Genomic DNA, 16,928 nt, shown 5'->3' on the forward strand with positions numbered 1-16,928 from the left:
ACGCTCGCCACAAAAGAGTAATTAATCAAAGGTGCCTTCAATATGTCGGCGCGCAATCCCGATAGATTCTGATAGAGAAACCCCAAAACCAGCACAGAATTGCTTTAATTCCTCATCTTTTTCATCAAAAACATTCCGCTCATAGCTCCTATGTAGTCGCAAAAAAACCTGAGCTACCCGATAATTTTGATCACTCTCTTTTATATTTATTAACAAGTTAGCAGCAAGATGATGGGACGATAATTCACCAGAACACACCCCTTGATAAATCATTGGGTACTTAGCTTTTAGCCCAATAAGCCAAGACTCTAATGCTACAAAATTCCTGGTGGAGGACATCGTCCACCAGTCCAACATTCTCTTGCATTGCCTAGCATTTAAATTTAACAATGTGGAGATTGCGATCAACCATCTCGAATTATCTAAGAATCGCAACTTTCTCTGTTGATCCAATTCTTCTGCAAGCAAGCTAATTAGCCTTTCCATTGGCGGTGAATTGGTGCTTAAACTGGCAAATGACATCGCAATTGGATAGTCAATGAACTTATCAAGATACATTGAACCGTCAGTCCCAGCGCCATAAAAGGCTTCAACAGCTTGCTTAATCTGCAACCTATTCCACAGCAAAAGAAAAGCGACACCTTCTATATCAAATAGGTGCTTAAGTCTTTCCAATAAACGGATTGCATAAGCTGGTGAACACCTGTCCAACTCATCCACAATAACAATAACTTTTTCACCTTTAGCTTCTTTAATATGTTTAGCTATAAGCCTTTTTAAATGCTCAAGAACCTCTTTTCTTTCTGCCAACTCATCTAATTTTGCGCGAATTATTTCTTCAGATTCATCTTTCAAGATATCTGCTGCTGTATCGAGCACATCTTCATTGATACCAATTAAATTTCCTGCGGTTTTAGCTGCAGCTTTTGCTAAATTTGGCACTGCCCTTGCGATTAATGGAGCAACGGAATCAAAAAGGTTTTTTCTTTCCGCGGCACCCAATGCTGCGCCCATTGAAGAAATTAAAGTTAATGCGGGATCATCAACCCAATCTGCCTCAAATGCATCAATCCATACAACATTAAATTGATTGCGCTCTTTAATTAAGGCCTCCAAGTTCTCCCCGAACCAGGTCTTCCCAATACCCCAATCTCCATCGATAGCCACTACACCTTTTGGCAATCCCTCAAGCAATTTATAAATGCCCTCAGCAAGTTTTTTTCTGTCCAATGCATCATCTGTAAAGGCTGCTTTATTTAAATTGGTCATTGCAATTCCCCGTCGTTCAATCGCATTCTTTGTTGCCCAACACCCTTGTGGAGATTAACAGATTGCCTGATTTGACCAAAGGTGGGAAGATTCCCTTATGCCTTTAGAGCCAAAGATAAAAGTTTCACCTCTTTATGATGAACAAATAGATGCCTATGGAAATCCCAAGCCGGTTGTAATGGGAAGGGGGCACTTCTATAAATATAAATCACTAGCCCCAAAATACCTGCCTCATACATTAGAAATTATTAAAGACAGGAAGATATTTTGTCCAAGGCCATCTCAAACAAACGACAAAGATGAAGAATTCAAACCGCCAGTTACTGTTGGAGATTATTCCGATCCAATATACAGGGCAAGAGTCCATAGATGGGTTAGACGCATAGCCACAAGAAGCAACCCTCATGCCTTGGAAGCACAAATTCAGCACCAGCTAAGCATCATTACTCAAGAAGGTCTTGAGAGCTATGCGAAACAGCTTGAACCCGAATATCACCAAGAAATAGAAAATCAATACCGTCTTTTAAGTCTAAGTGATATTCCAGACAATCATCACTTGTGGGTTAATTATGCCGATGACTATGCTGGCATTAGCTTTCAATTTTTTATCACTCCAGAATTTTCTACCGTCTATCAAGTTAACTATGTCCAAAGTCGACCTAAGTGGGATTTAGTATGCGACCAAGATATGGAGACTCTTTCTGCTACGGCTCTTACTAAACTGGATAAATGGCGAGATGAAAGGGAATTCAGAGTGGTTATTTCCGAACCGCCGCTTCCATATGGGCCCGTATTAGTAAATCAAAAATTAGATTTGCCAATTGAAGCATTCGCTGGAATTTATTTGGGAAATAAAATTAATCCAACAATTAAAACTTTAATTGTAGATTTGGCAAAACAGTATTTGCCTTTAGTTCCAATTTATGAAGTTGCCAAAGGCTCTCTAATAAAGAAGATTCTATAAAAATTTCACCAGCTCAAAGCTGTCGATGCCAATTCGGGAATATTCGAAACCGCTGGAAACCAATAGATTCGGTGCTTAGCGGGTAGTGAGTCTTGTTGTGCTTAGACCCAATGTGTAGAACTGTTTTAGTCTTTAACCTGGTTGAGCTAATGCGAACGTGAAAATCCGCCCGACGAACTTATTCGTCCACCATTACGCACCTAAATTAAGGGCCGCCTTTTGAATCACCGTCTCCATTACGACAATCCGATCCTTTTGGAGTGCCAGTACCTCATTCACTAATGCTGGGCCCGCTTTTTTTGGCGAACCACAATTAAATGGTGGCACAGGATCATATTCAAGCGCCAACTGAAGTCGCTTAGCAATATCTTCCCCTGCAAGTTCTGCGGCTAGCTCATAAGCAAAATCAATGCCCGCAGTTACCCCTCCGCCAGAGATAAATTTTCCATCTTTGACCACTCGTTGATTAATGGGCTCAACACCAAATAGCGGAAGATATTTGCTCCAGATCCAGTGACACGCACTTTTGTGGCCCTTGAGGATTCCAGCAGCCGCAAGAATGAGTGATCCATTACAGACAGAGGTTATATATTTGGCGCCGATGCTTTGCTTACGCAGGAACGAGAGGGTTACCTCATCAATCATCTGCTCGCCGATTCCAAAACCGCCGGGTACACAAAGAACATCCAATTGAGGACAGCTCTCAAATGTTGTCGTTGGATTAATAGAAAACCCCACATCCGTCATTACGGGGCCTAAGTCTTTCCACACCAAATGCACTTTCGCATTAGGCACTCGGCTAAGAACTTGAGCGGGGCCGGTGAGATCAAGCTGAGTCAAATTAGGAAATAACAGAAAGCCCACTTCAATGTTTGTATTCATATCAGCCCCTTAGTTGAATTAAGCATGATCAAAGTCTAAGCAATATTGATTTGGCATAAATGACAAAATCATGCTAATTTCTGCCAATGACCAAATTACGCCAAATTGCTCTCATTGCTTTTGATGGATTTCAGATTCTCGATATCACGGGGCCCGCCTCTGTTTTCTCTGCGGCCAACGATGCCTTAGGCAAGCCCTATTACCAAGTGGCGACCATATCAGCCAAAGGAGGGTTAGTTTCCAGTCATTCTGGAATTAGCATTCAATCCCAAAGCTACAAATCTTCTAAGTTAGCCCCTATAGATTCGCTCTTAATCGCTGGCGGTAGTGCGGATGGATTGGAGGCACTATCTAGGAACGAGCCTTTCATGAAGTGGATTAAGCAGACGGTTCAAGGGACTCGTCGCTATGGGTCTGTTTGTACTGGGGCTTTTGTTCTAGGTCACCTAGGCTTACTCAAGAAAAAGAAAGTGGCAACACACTGGGGTTCATGCGAAAAACTGGCAATGCTTTATCCAGATGCAGAAGTTGATGCCAACGCATTATTTGTTAATCAAGGAAAACTTTGGACTTCTGCTGGAGTGACTACAGGCATTGATATGGCCCTAGAAATGGTGGCACAAGATCTTGGCACTGAAATTGCTAACGTTATTGCTAAACGTTTAGTACTTTATGCAAAGCGGCCTGGCTATCAATCACAATTTAGTCCATTACTCAAAGCCCAAGAAAATGCTGTGCCAAAATTTTTAAAACTGGTTGAATGGCTTGGAAAACATCTTGATCAAAATATTGACATTCCAAGGATGGCGGAGCAAATGGCCATGTCAGAAAGAACCTTTTATCGCAAATTCACGCAATGCTTTGGAGAAACGCCTCGGGATTATGTCGAAAAGTTACGACTAGATAATGCGCGCAATCTTCTTTCTTCTAAAACTTCACTAAAACAGATCGCCATATTAAATGGCTATTCCGCTCCCGCTCAATTGACAAAGGCATTTGAGCGGCGGTTTGGAGTTAGTCCTACGATGTTTAGGAAAATGCATTGTCAATAATTTAAGGGGGCTGAAAAATTTAGCGCTTCAAATTAAGACTTAGGGTTAAAAATTCAAGTTAGGTGAGCAATGGAAAATGAATACGATGCAATTCGAGAGCTAGCAAAAACCGCGGGAAAAGGAATTGATGCGACACGAGAAATGGGTGGCTTTATTGCTAAATATATCGGCGGCCCTTTAGAGCAGGGGATAGGAATATTTGAGGATCGACTGAAATTTCTGCGCTGGGAGCGTCAAATTCGCCTCATCAGGCGCGTACAAGAAATCCTGGATGAGTCAGGCCTCAAAGCCCCAACCCAAAATGTTCCGATGAAGCTATTGATTCCCATCCTCCAAGGCGCAACCCTTGAGGAAAATGACTCCCTTCAGGATATTTGGGCCAATCTTTTGGTGAATGCTGCCAATGCCTCTTTTGGTGAAGAAGTGCGCTCCTCATACATTTCAATTCTTGAGCAATTAAACCCACTAGATGCACAAATTCTAAATACCCTTTATTCGCTGCCATTTAATGAAAGTCAACACAACGGTATTCTTACTGCGGAACTTCCAGAAATTGCGCGAATTGCAGAAGAGGATAGAAAAGAAAATCCACTGCCGCCGAATAATGAGATAGTTATTTGTTTAAGCAACTTGGTGCGACTCGGGTGCCTACGCCCAGAAATGACCTGGGGTGGCGGGGAGGTCTTTGGAAGGGTTAACCCAACCATTGCTGGTAGGGCCTTTGTAAATGCCTGCCGCATTAGAAAAATATAGGCTAAAGTTAACTCAAAATCATTATGACAATAAAACGCGAAGCTGCATTCCACGAGGCCGGCCACGCCATTGCTGCATACCAGTCAAAATTCCACGCTTTATGTGGCCCGATTAATCTCATGAATTATGGGGCTGGCGAAATCTTTATTTCCCTGAGCAAAAGTAAACTGAGGGCTGCCGGAAAGCCCATTGATAACTCAATACAAAAGGATGGGGAAATTGTTGACGATCTTGCCACTATTCTTAGCGCTGGCCTAGCTGCCGAATATTTAGCCGAGCTAAAAGTGGATGGTTTGAAGGCGGATCCAACTTGCGCTAAATTAGATCACGACCTATTAAGATCTCAATTGAGCAATGCAAATCTATCTTTATGCATTGCTCAATACGAGAGCACCGCAATTAAGCTGCTTGAATCTGACTGGTCACTGGTGACCAGTCTCGCCAACTATCTTTACGATAATCCGATTTCCAGCCCAAATGACATCATAGCGTTCATCGAACGACATATATTTAGAGATGGCACATAGGAATCATTAAGCCCCACCGATAATTGCCTGGAGCGTCATAAAGCAAAAAATAAGGCAAATCTATGATAAATTTCCACTATAGGAGGCGCAATGAAACAAAAAAAGGCCAATAAACTACTCAGCGATTCAGATATTTTAGCGCTTCTTTCTGAGGCATCTAGTCAGCTTGAAATTTATACTGCCCTTAACAGAACATCTAACCTTGGCCCAAGTCAACAGATGCCGCTTGGTAGACCCAAGGATTGGACGTATCCGATAGGCCTCTCATTTATAAAGAATATCTGATATGGCGGCGTGGTCTCAATTAGTAGACGAATTAAATTCCCTCTCTGCCGACCCGAATATCAAACACCAGTGGCTTGTAAGCAATCTTACAACGGCATTAGCAAATATTTCAAAGCTCAGAAAAGACAGGAATGTTCTTTTTTATGCTTCAGCCTTCCTACAGAAGCCACACTTAAACCCCGATGCCATTCAAATTACCTATGAAGAAATAAATGGATTCATGTCCTGTTTGTATGGGATGGATTTCAATAAGGGGCTGACTTTGATTCTTCACACTCCAGGAGGCGTCACGAATGCAGCCGAATCAATCGTTCAATATCTTCATAGTAAATTTAAGGATATAGAGGTAATTATTCCCACCTTTGCTATGTCTGCTGGAACGATGATCAGCCTGTCAGCAAATAGAATAATTATGGGCCGACCAAGCCAACTAGGCCCAATAGATCCTCAAATTCCTATTTCAGGAAAATTTGTATCTGCACGAGCAATTGTTGATCAATTTGCAAAGGCAAAATTGGAAATTAGCTCTGACCTTGCTTTGGCTCATGCATGGGCCCCAATACTACAATCGCTTGGGCCTGCGCTTTTAGTCGAAGCTGAGTATGCATTAGATTATGGCGAGAGGATGGTGGCATCGTGGCTTGCAAATAGAATGCTAAAAAGATCGCCCAATAAAATCACTAAAGCGCAAGCTATCGCTCGATACTTCAATGATGCAAGCACTCACAAGAGTCATGGCAGAAGAATTGATATTGCTGAAGCTAAGCGACAAGGTGTTAATGTTATAGCATTAGAAAGTGATCAAAAATTACAAAATGAGGTTCTTACCGCATATCATTTGGCCACAATTTTGATTGGACAAACTGTAATTTCTAAATTGCTTTGGAATAACCTCGGAATTAGCTGGGTGAAGAATCACTCTTGATAATAAAACATAAAAATACCCCCCAACAAAATCATCATCTGCCTAAAAGCAAATGGCAAATCATCCGCCGCCTTACCTCCGCACTTTAATACCAGACTATTTTTTCCAGTGGGCGCATAGCCGACTTCTAATGCATCCAGAAATCTCATATAGGTCTCATTGATTGGGCTTGAAATAACCGCGCTTTTCCTTTTATGTTGGCCGATACCCAATTCTTTCTGAGTAAATTTAATCGCATCTGCCCTTGCTCTAATTCGCTCTTTGGCGTAATCAAGCAATAAGAAGATATCGTCAGGATGCATTTCAAAATACGCGGTTGCTTTTGTAAGCCATTGATCAGCCTTCTTGATTCCCCCTCGCATACGCGGCTTTTTGACAATAAAAGCCTTGGGCAAGGGATCGGGTAAATTTTCGTAAAGATACTTTCTATCTGATGCATATAGGTCGGCTTGATTGGTGAACGCGGTGGCATTGCTGATCCAGTGATGAGCAAGCTCTTCCGGAATATCAAGTAACGCAGCCGTTTTAGCAAACCGCTTCTCATCTGCGCTTACAAGCCTCTCGAAACTATCGCAAGCCCACTCAATCCCCCGCCCAGCATCAGGATTCAATATCTGCACAAGGTTTAAATGCTTTGAAGTCTGTTTTTGAATCTTTGGCCCTGGACTCATCACCTCATTGAGTAACACCGGAACTTTATCTAGCCCAGCCTTGGGGTCATCAAATGGCGTTTTGCACCGCCTACGTCTGATATCTAAATTACGTTTAGTGCCAGGATAGAGCGCATTTAGTAACCCCGGATTTAAGCGCAACAAACGTTCATGTAAAAAAGCGCCGGTCAGTACATCAATCACGTGGATGTAGCTATATAGAGTCGTTGCAGGCGAAGAGTGCCCAAGCAAAGTAGATACGACATAGAGCTCTGATGGACTTGCCCTCGAGTCATTGAGTAAAAAATAACGGGCATATCCCATACGACGCTTGAGATTTCTAATCTGCAAAATGGGATTACTTCCATCTGCCATTCCTACAGCCGCATGATCCCTCGCAATGCGCGCCTGGATTTCCGTATTGCCATAAAGGTGATCAAGTATGAAGCGCTCAGAATTAGGCAATCGCGGCGCACATAAAAGCATCAAGGTATTCATCGCTGCTGAATGCCGGAGATGATGAAAGCGGATATAGGGATTTTTTGTGACCCGCCTCATCGACTCATGAATATAGTCAATGATTCTGTCGCGCTCGGTGTTACTCGTTATTTCTAGGGAATTCTTCTCGCGCGCTTTAGCGCTCATTGGTACCGGGAATAAGAATTCCAGCTCATCTGCCGTATACAGCCCGGGCTCAGGCAACTTGGTTTGTCCACCTAAGGGGCTCGCTTTGTGTTCAGGCGCTTCAATTTTGATCAGCTCATCAACACATAAAGCGCCTTGCTCACGAGCAGCAGCCCACAACTTTAACCAGTTCAATTCTCTGGGATCAAGCAGAGCCTCGACAGGCAGTATGCGCACTGAAGAGGCTGTCTTTAAGCGGCGATGCTTCCACCACTGTACGGAAATTTCAGTGGGCCAGCCTGTTTTGATATGCACATGGCTAGTGGCTAGCTTAAGCACCTCAGATCTTCGTAAGCCCAAGCGATAGCCAAGCGTGAAAATGATCAGGCAGGCGTTCTTATATTCAGTCGGTAACTTACGACAAGCAACTGTGTAAAGGTCAATCTGAGCCCAGCGAAATTCAAGCTCCGTTAAATAACCAACATCAACTTGTGATTCAGGTCTTAAGCCTTTTTCTGCTTCGGTTAACTGACTTTTTCGCAAACTTTCCCAAGCTGCTTTAAAGATTTTTTGATCTTTTGGTGTTGTTAATTGAACGTAAAGCTCTACGAATTCTTCGCCCCAATCTTCAGATCTAAATTCATCCAAGCCTTCATCTAAATCCCAAGCGGCCATAGCCAGCGGCAATATTAGCTGGAGATAGCTCGTGAGTATTTCTGTGGTGAGGCTTTTGGATGCCCAGTCTTGCGTAATTAAATGACGAGCCCACTTCAATAAGCTGCGAGTCAATCTTTGCTCGGACAGTTGATAGCGCTTTTCTATTTCCTCGATCGCGCCCAAGCATCGCTCTTGGCTTGGCGGGACTTCGTAACTCAAGTGCGAGATAGCCTCAAGGATTTGCTCAATCCACTGCATCGCCACTGGAGAGAGCGCCTGGCTTTCGGCTTCACCTTCCCGAACGTCGATCTCATCTTCACTATCAGACCAAGCATCATCAAGATTTTCTTTTGCGATTTTGGCTGTTGGCATCTTCGCATCTGACATGCCTAGTTGAAGCAAGTTTTCAATCTGCAGATCTTTGGTAGAAATTCTTCCCGCCAAATAGCGGGCAATAAATGTAGGTAAGGTATCTTCTTGCCAAGATTGCGTGGCATACATCAATGCCTTGCGTGTGGAGAGTAAATCAATTGCTTCAAACAAAGCCTCTTCATCCATCCCCATTTCATTGGCTGTTTTTTGAATGCGCAACTCGCCTTTTAGCGCCACCATAAATGCCTTCAAGCACTCACTTGCAAACTTAGGTCCTCGATCGGTAAAGATCCAATTTTCTCGATAGTGAGAATGCAGGGCAGCGGTCAGTGGATCAGCGATCCAGCGCGAGAGATCGGGTCCATACTCTTTCGTATGTCTAGGTGCTTTGTTCTTACTTTCCTTGCGCGCCTTTTCAAGAGCGACATAAGCGGCATCCATTCGTAGCTTTTGATTGCGAGGCAACAGCAGACTGGAATAGGGCGCATCTAACGCCTCCTTAGCCAGGCTAAGTTCTGTAATTTGCTTAAGCCTCCCCAAATCTTGCACCCCAGAAAAAACGATGGCGCTAAATAGATAACCACCAAACTGTGCTTTTGGCTGTAATGCCTCCCAATCAAATTTTCCAAAACGCTGATTGGTAAAGGCCGCAATGATGAGGCGAAGTGCCAACGCCTGCTGCGCTTCTTTCTCCAGCCTTTCTTTTTTCACCCCAGCAGGTAAACCTGCTCCTGCTTTTTTGCGATCAAAGTGTCGATAAGGATTGGGTTCTGGCAAAACAACTTCAATAGTTCCCAGGCCAGGCCACTCGAGTTTTTGCTGGGCGCAGAGATCCGCAAGATCCGCATCAACCACATCAAATAGCCATTTTTTCCAACTTAGAAAACCATCGGACAAACTAAAGAGCGCTTTGAAAAGCGTCTGCACACCCGGCATATAGTGGGCAGGATTTTCCAGGCGCAACGTATCCACACTGCGTAACTGATCATCTGGTAGGAAGTGGCCTTGTACCGCCTTTTGTAAAGAGGCGTCCAGAGCTTGCCGAGAAATACCCAATAGAGCGCAACCAATCTGAGAGAGCTCGCCCCTAGCCAAGTATTCTTTTTCAATACATTCGCGAATCTTGGAGCAAATCATTGCACCAATCTGCTCAGGAGAAGTGTTTAGGATTTGATTGGCATCTTGGTGGGGACGAGCAATCTGCGTAATGATTGCAAGTAAATGCGGGTTGGTTGGTAACGCGCGCAGATGGGCCCTTAATTGGGCGCACATTACCTCTTGCGCCTTTAGCGCCTCTTTAGCGGCAGTTGGTTTAGCGCTCACTTACTTTTGTTCCTTTGGCCAAGCTGGCATGGCCAACGTGACAAGCTCAAAACCCAAACCCTTGATAGTTTTTTGAATGGGGTTTTCGATCCGCTCGATGTACTCTAAATAGCTATGAGAACTAAACTGATGAAAGGGCGCTGTACCCGCTTGCCAATGACCAAGCCAAGTGCTGATATCCACCTGACTCATGCCCAGATTTTTTAATAAGGCGGGCATGAGCTTACGGTGAAAATTGGGCTGAGCAACAATCGAGCTTTCAATATAGCCTCTAAAGTGCCGCCGCATTTTAGTCGCGCTCCATTTTTCAATGGCCAATGGCAGCGCGGCCAAGCTAGGGGTGCCTCCCTTATTGCTCTTTTGTTTTTTTGAAACAGGCACCACCGGCTCAAGCCAGATTAACTCCCCATACAAAGCATGCTGCGTGACATCGGGGGACAATTTTTTAAGCAACTTGCGACGCAGTTGTTCATATACCCACATTTGCTTTTGCAATAACGGGCTTAACCAAATGACTCGTAGCCGATCACCGGCGCGATTGGTTTTATCGCCGATACGAGTAAGGCCCAAAAATGGATCGACTGAGGCAATGTCCACATAAGGAAGATGGTGCGGACGCTGTGAAGTTTCACATGCAAACCAAAGCGCGCAATAGAGGGTGAGTTGATTAAAGGCATCACAAAATTGCTTGTAGTCTTGAGCCCTTCCGTTTGCCAAGCGCGGAATATCAATCTGCTTTTTTAATTCTTGTATGTGCTCAATCAAGGCTTGTGGATGTCCCTTCCCATCAACGGCAACCAAACCCGTGGCGCCCACCACGCTCTGCCTCATTTTTCTAAATTCAGTCTGACTAGGATTGCCGCCAAGCAACAGCGTTCTCTTTGAAGAGAGGTTGGCAATACCTTCTGGCTTCTTTTCAGAGACCGAGGCCCCATGAATATCACCCACATCCATGCTGGCCTCTAAGTACTTATCAATAGAACCTAGTTGCCTTGTTTCTTTAAAATAATTATGGGTGTAGTAATGTGAATCCGACCTAAAAGCCCTTGGAGTATGGGGATCTAAAACATCTAGAAGTTTTGGATCGTATTTCTGCGCAACCATTTGGTGCTTGCTCCACTCCCTGATCTTCAGCAAGGTCAACGGGCGCTTGGCCTTATATAAATCCATCTCGCGATTAAATTGAGCAAGCAAGCTTTCACAATTTTTTTCAATTTCCAGTCGTGCACTGGGAGCAAATATGGGAGAGGGCGTTTCTGATATTTGGGAATTGGCTGCTGCTATTTGGCCAGCCACACCCGACAGGTCTCGAAAAACAATCGCCCCTAGGTGTGGCGCATACTCCTCTGCCTGCACATTGACCAGTTCAGACCAAGCGTAATTGGGAACCGATAATCTCCACAAATAAATATAGCTTGGAGGCTGATTCACGGGCATTGCATTGGCTTTTACTAAGTGCAAGGTTTGGCTACCCAATTTGGGTTTATCACCTTTAGGCAACTCATCCCCAACTTCAAAATTTGAATAGGCGCTGCGCCAAGTCTCGCGCTCTCGCAAGATGATTTGCGCGTCCAATGCCGTGTGAATATCGATCCCCAAGATATACATTAGGCGCAGCGCCATAATTGCGCTCAATTGGGTGGCTCGCTCTGATGCATCTTGGTTGCCGCCCTTGAGCGCACTCTCAAGACTGTCCAAATAGTTTTTGAACAGGTCCATTTCTTTCCAGGAAGCGACATTGGTGCCCCAATACAATCGCTGGTTAAGCTTAGCTATAAACCGTTGCGTATAACTAGAATCTCTTTCAAGCTCTAACCGACTCTTGCCCACCTGCGGGGCAACCCACCTTAACTGGGGCGCATCGGATCGATCATCTTCGATTTCTTCGCCAACATCGTCGCCAGGCTCTATTAGTGTTTCGATGTATTCATCGGTGATGGTAGCGTCATCAATGGGAATAATCTCAAACTCGTTACCCCGAAGATCACCCTCACTAAGCCAAATATCTCGATATAGGCCGTGGTACTGAATACCGGGATTTTCTTTTTCCCTTGAGCGCTCTCCAGAGCCAGGCTTCGATGTGCTCATTTTTGATTTGCGAACGCTACTAGAAAATGCCCTACAAACCGATTTGAACTTTGCTTGTGATTTAGTTAATGTGACTTTTTCTTTACCGGGAGCGCCTTGTAAATGCAAATACTCGTCAAGACACTGCTCTTTAAATTTGGGGTAAGGCAATTGCGCCCATTGAAACAACTGATTTGCCTCATCAACACCCTCCCAATCCCGCGACCACTCCCGAATCGCTTGCTCAACCCCCACAAAGTAAAAGTGATATCGATCTTTTTCAACATCCACGCACTGGAACAACACAGGATCTGTAAATTTTTGCTGCACTGCAGTAATCTTCTTTAAGGCAGATTCCTCTTCACCCTCAATTGTTTGCATTTGCCTAGTAATGTCGAGCAGCTCCAAATTTCGCATAATGGCAAATCCGGCCAATCGACGCATGGCAACCATCCTGGGGTCGTCTTGCCTGTCCGCAGCATCGATAACGCCCTTGAGCCAAATATCGTTACTTAATATTGAGTAAATTGGAAATGCTGAAGATCCGTGATGCAAAATTGGATTGACGGGAGGTTTACCGCTAGCGTCCTCGAGGCTGCCCGAAACGGCATCATCTGATTCCCCCATATTTTCAAAAAGAGATGGATTTACCTTGTGGGCCCAAATACCCAATCGGTAAATCTCATTAGCCACGCGCAAGAGAAGCGCCCAGTCTATCTTTGGGCCTCCAGTTTCAGGTTTTTGCATTTCCTTACACACGGCTGCAAGGCGACCGATTGCTGGTGCTAATGCCCGAAATTTAGGCTCTGGCCTAACTAACCAGAGAAATTGATTAAGGTCCTCTCGAGATAGTCGGTCGACTTCGTCAGCTTGTAAATTTGCGCGGGGTGGGAATTGCTCTCGCAATAATTCAATCTCAGGGCTCTCTTCATAAATCCGAATAACAGATCTTTTGCTTTTTCCTGATTTTCCCATTCCACCATTTAAACCGAAAGAGGACGGTTTGCAAATCAAGCAATTTGACTGAATCTTGTTTGTTCAGTATTGACTATTGTTCACGTAACGTGTACAATAAAATACGTTGAACACAAGTGGGGTGCGTTCAATTAATCATATCGTTCACGTAACGTGAACATTTAAATTTTACGTACAAAATGATGAACCTAGAAACTAAAGAACAACTCATTCTCGCTAAAGCAATTGATGCTTTTCAGAGAACTACTGGCCTACAGATCCACCATGTTTGGGAAGGAGGGCCAGCAGATGCCTTGTTAACTATTCAAACCCCTGATCACCCCGTTCATTTTGAGGCGGAAATTAAGGGGGTGATCGATCGCTTCAAAACGCTTACGCATATCAGAGAGCTAGGAACTCGTACAAAGCCCGTTTTGCTTGTAGCTCCCTATATCACCAAAGAAATTGCAACCCAGTGTCGCGAGCTAGATTTGCCCTTCATTGATGAAGCTGGAAATGCTTATATTATGACTCCGGGGCTATTTGTATATGTTGTTGGTCAAGCTCGTCCAGAGCGCACTCATGAAAAGCCAGAATTCACAGCCTTAACAACCGGCGGGTTAAAAATTGTCTTTGCATTACTTAATCAAAAAATAATCACCCCCCAAACTTATCGCGAAATAGCCACTTTTGCCAAAGTAGCTCTTGGAACTGTAGGCCCCGTATTAACGAATTTAGAAAACCGCGGTTTTCTCACTCCTACTGACTTAGGTCCACGGCGAATTCTTGATAAGAAACGACTAGAAGAGGAATGGGTGGCTCACTACCCCATTAAATTACGACCAAAATTAAATGCACGTCGCTTTACTGCTGCCAAAGAAGATTGGTATCGAGATGTCAATATTGAGCAGTACGACGCCTATTGGGGCGGGGAAGTCGCGGCAGAAAAGCTCACCGGCTATCTCAAGCCTGCAAAGATCACCATTTATGCCCGTAAAAACCTAGATCGACTCATTGTAGAAAATCGGCTGCGCCCTGACGTTAACGGCGATATTGAAATTTTGGAAGCCTTTTGGGCAGTAGATACAGAACTGCAAATGAACGGAGTTGTGCCGGCGCTACTGGTATATGCAGATTTATTGGCCACCACCAATCCACGCAATATTGAAACAGCTAGACTAATTTATGACCGATATCTCACTCAAGCTTGAAATTAGCCCTGACCGCCCTTTAAAAGCGGAGCATTTGGCCATCTTACGAATTTTTGATGACGTGGCACGGTCTTTAAATATTGACTATTTTTTAGCTGGAGCCCAGGCAAGGGATCTTATCTTGGGGCATGTATTTAACAAGCGAACCGGACAGGCCACCTATGATCTTGATCTGGGCATCTGCTTAGAAGACTGGGCTAAGTTTGACAAACTTAAATCAAGCTTGATTTCCATGGGCTGCTTTACCCAGGGTAAGGCACCACAGAAAATGCACTTTAAAAGACCGCAGGACCAATACTCCACACCACTTGATCTCATTCCATTTGGCGGAGTTGAAAATTTAGATTCAACGATTGAATGGCCACCCGAAATGAATGTGGTTATGAACGTCTCTGGATTTTCTGAGGCCCTAAGATCAGCTATTTTGCTAAAGATTGCTGAGAATTTCTCTATACGGGTTGCATCGCTAGCGGGCATGGCCGCACTCAAGCTAATTGCCTGGCAAGACCGGGGCCAAGAAAACCAAGGTAAAGATGCCGTCGACTTTCTTCTTATCGCCAAAAGCTATCACGACGCCGGAAATGAGGATCGCATTTATACGGAGGAAATGGCGCTACTAGAATCATTGGAATATGACCCAGAGTTGGCAGGTATTCAGATGTTGGGAAAAGATGTTGCCAAGATTTGCTTAGACTCAACCAAGCAGGGTATCGATGCTATATTTTCAGACTCCACACTAAGACGACGACTGACCGACCAACTAACCAGCAGTAGCCTCTCCATCGGCGATGAGGATTCTGTGCTGAAGGTTCATGCTTATCTTGATCTCTTTTATAAAGGCTTTAGCTCGAAGTGATAAACAATAGCTCCGCACTGATAACCGCCTTAATAGCAGGGGTTGATAAAATATTTACGAACGCCGTTTAACGTAAAATAAGGTTGTTGAGCATTGAGGCTAGGGGTCTAACAAGCCTATTTTGCGAATTATTCGAGAAATATCTACTTGAAAAATTAACCGCTATTAAACGTTGTTTTTAGTCTCTATAAAAACAAGTTTTTAACTCTAAAGCCTTTATCTATATGGGCTTAAGACGTTTTAGACAATGTACAGTTATTTAAAGTATTTGTATGTTTTTTGTCGGTTGAGGTCTCCGAAGCGTTCGATTCCTGCCGGGCGCGCCAAAAATCAAGGGGTTTTTGACCTACATCATGCGTGAAATTGCGAAAACCGCTATCATTTGCACCTAACTTATTGATTCTTATCGTGTCTACACATCTAAATACCGCCCTTTCAGAGCCTTCCCTAACTAATCCTTTGCACCCAGAGGCGCCATTACCGCATCGAAAAATCATTCGAAGCTGGCTAATCCCGATGGCACAGGGCGAAACTGGGCGCGCAATCATGCTCCTAGCAATCGATGCCTTCCTCTGGCTTGGCTGTATCGCAGGAACAATCTTCGTAGAGAGCGTGTTGCTCAAAATTGTTTTTGGTTTGATTGCCGGTTTTGTAACAGGTCGCATCTTTATATTGGGTCACGATGCTTGCCATCAAAGTTACACACCCAATCGCGAACTGAACAAAGTGTTAGGTCGTATTGCGTTCTTGCCATCTCTCACACCATATAGCTTGTGGGATGTTGGTCATAACGTTGTACATCACGGTCAAACCAATCTAAAGGGTTTTGATTTTGTATGGGCACCCCTATCAAAAGCAGAATACGACGCACTTCCCCCGTTGCGTAAGGCTCTAGAGCGCCTTTACCGTAGCGGCTGGGGCCCTGTTTTTTATTACCTCATTGAAATTTGGTGGAGACGTGAGTACTTCCCAAATGCAAAAAACAAACCTGGTGATCGTCCCATTTTCTTAAAAGACAATTTGCTTGTTACCGCATTTGCAATCGTTTGGATTGGCTGCTTAATTGCTGGGGCCATTGCTACCGGGCAATCTATTTGGATTGGCTTGATCACTGGCTTTGCAGTGCCATTCTTGTTCTGGAACGGCATGATTGGATTTGTGGTTTACGTGCACCACACCCATCCAAAAGTCTCTTGGTATGACAAGAAATCGGAGTGGTTACGCGCCCAGCCGTTTGTATCCACAACCGTTCACCTGACTTTTAACTGGATTTGGGGCAAATTGATGCACCACATCATGGAGCACACTGCGCACCATGTGGATATGAGCGTACCGCTTTATCGCCTGCCAGAGGCCCAACAGACCCTAGAAACGATCCTTCCAGACCGTATTTTTGTGCAAAAGTTCTCTTGGGGCTGGTATTTTGATACTGCGCGTAAGTGCAAGCTCTATGACTTTGAAAACAAGGCCTGGTTAGATTTTGACGGCAACAAAACGGCTGATTCGGTTCGGGTTGTGCTAACCCCAGCCCCAGCGGGACAAAACGGGTAAAATAGA

13 protein-coding genes are annotated in these 16,928 nt (G+C 44.3%); 9 read left to right on the plus strand and 4 right to left on the minus strand.

Translation table 11 applies throughout. The features are described 5' to 3' along the window. Positions 1 to 21: 21 nt before the first annotated feature. Positions 22 to 1,269 carry a P-loop NTPase fold protein gene (locus ICN34_RS03025; protein WP_216120718.1) on the minus strand — a complete coding sequence of 416 codons (1,248 nt, stop codon included), beginning with the start codon at positions 1,267 to 1,269 and terminating at the stop codon, positions 22 to 24. 97 nt (positions 1,270 to 1,366) lie between these two features. Between ICN34_RS03025 and ICN34_RS03030 the strand changes: the two genes are divergently transcribed. Next, positions 1,367 to 2,233, plus strand: a complete 867-nt coding sequence (locus ICN34_RS03030) for a hypothetical protein (protein ID WP_216120720.1) — start codon at positions 1,367 to 1,369, stop codon at positions 2,231 to 2,233. A 192-nt stretch (positions 2,234 to 2,425) separates the two neighbouring features. Here the strand turns inward: ICN34_RS03030 and ICN34_RS03035 are convergent, their stop codons facing one another. Further along, positions 2,426 to 3,115 (minus strand): DJ-1/PfpI family protein, encoded by a 690-nt coding sequence (locus ICN34_RS03035; protein WP_216120722.1) that lies wholly within the window; start codon positions 3,113 to 3,115, stop codon positions 2,426 to 2,428. 86 nt (positions 3,116 to 3,201) lie between these two features. On the opposite strand from ICN34_RS03035, the gene ICN34_RS03040 reads away from it, so the two are divergent. The 5 genes from ICN34_RS03040 to ICN34_RS03060 all read left to right on the plus strand — a co-directional run bounded on the left by ICN34_RS03040 (position 3,202) and on the right by ICN34_RS03060 (position 6,657). Further along, the gene (locus tag ICN34_RS03040; RefSeq protein ID WP_216120724.1) at positions 3,202 to 4,167 is read left to right on the plus strand and encodes a GlxA family transcriptional regulator; all 966 of its coding nucleotides are present in this window, start codon (positions 3,202 to 3,204) and stop codon (positions 4,165 to 4,167) included. Positions 4,168 to 4,236: 69 nt separating this feature from the next. Beyond that, complete coding sequence (locus ICN34_RS03045; RefSeq protein WP_216120725.1) at positions 4,237 to 4,920, plus strand: Abi-alpha family protein; 684 nt, start codon at positions 4,237 to 4,239, stop codon at positions 4,918 to 4,920. 23 nt (positions 4,921 to 4,943) lie between these two features. Beyond that, positions 4,944 to 5,447, plus strand: a complete 504-nt coding sequence (locus tag ICN34_RS03050; RefSeq protein WP_216120727.1) for a hypothetical protein — start codon at positions 4,944 to 4,946, stop codon at positions 5,445 to 5,447. 90 nt (positions 5,448 to 5,537) lie between these two features. Next, positions 5,538 to 5,732, plus strand: coding sequence for a hypothetical protein (locus ICN34_RS03055; protein WP_216120729.1), 195 nt, complete (start codon positions 5,538 to 5,540; stop codon positions 5,730 to 5,732). A gap of 1 nt (position 5,733) precedes the next feature. Next, positions 5,734 to 6,657 carry a hypothetical protein gene (locus ICN34_RS03060; protein ID WP_216120731.1) on the plus strand — a complete coding sequence of 308 codons (924 nt, stop codon included), beginning with the start codon at positions 5,734 to 5,736 and terminating at the stop codon, positions 6,655 to 6,657. Here ICN34_RS03060 and ICN34_RS03065 read toward each other — a convergent pair. Both ICN34_RS03065 and ICN34_RS03070 read right to left on the minus strand, forming a co-directional pair. Continuing rightward, positions 6,648 to 10,283 (minus strand): hypothetical protein, encoded by a 3,636-nt coding sequence (locus ICN34_RS03065; RefSeq protein WP_216120733.1) that lies wholly within the window; start codon positions 10,281 to 10,283, stop codon positions 6,648 to 6,650. The two genes, ICN34_RS03060 and ICN34_RS03065, sit on opposite strands and share 10 nt — an antisense overlap. Beyond that, positions 10,284 to 13,325, minus strand: coding sequence for a hypothetical protein (locus ICN34_RS03070; RefSeq protein ID WP_216120735.1), 3,042 nt, complete (start codon positions 13,323 to 13,325; stop codon positions 10,284 to 10,286). 179 nt (positions 13,326 to 13,504) lie between these two features. Between ICN34_RS03070 and ICN34_RS03075 the strand changes: the two genes are divergently transcribed. From ICN34_RS03075 to ICN34_RS03085, 3 genes are all read left to right on the plus strand, one after another. Further along, positions 13,505 to 14,515 (plus strand): type IV toxin-antitoxin system AbiEi family antitoxin, encoded by a 1,011-nt coding sequence (locus ICN34_RS03075; RefSeq protein ID WP_216120737.1) that lies wholly within the window; start codon positions 13,505 to 13,507, stop codon positions 14,513 to 14,515. Next, positions 14,490 to 15,371 carry a nucleotidyl transferase AbiEii/AbiGii toxin family protein gene (locus ICN34_RS03080; RefSeq protein WP_216120739.1) on the plus strand — a complete coding sequence of 294 codons (882 nt, stop codon included), beginning with the start codon at positions 14,490 to 14,492 and terminating at the stop codon, positions 15,369 to 15,371. The genes ICN34_RS03075 and ICN34_RS03080 overlap by 26 nt, the downstream gene beginning before the upstream one ends. Before the next feature lie 408 nt (positions 15,372 to 15,779). Continuing rightward, on the plus strand, positions 15,780 to 16,922 hold the full coding sequence (locus ICN34_RS03085; protein WP_370623952.1) for a fatty acid desaturase: 1,143 nt from the start codon (positions 15,780 to 15,782) through the stop codon (positions 16,920 to 16,922). Positions 16,923 to 16,928: the final 6 nt, after the last annotated feature.

The organism is Polynucleobacter sp. Tro8-14-1, assembly GCF_018881655.1.
Classification (GTDB): Bacteria; Pseudomonadota; Gammaproteobacteria; order Burkholderiales; family Burkholderiaceae; genus Polynucleobacter.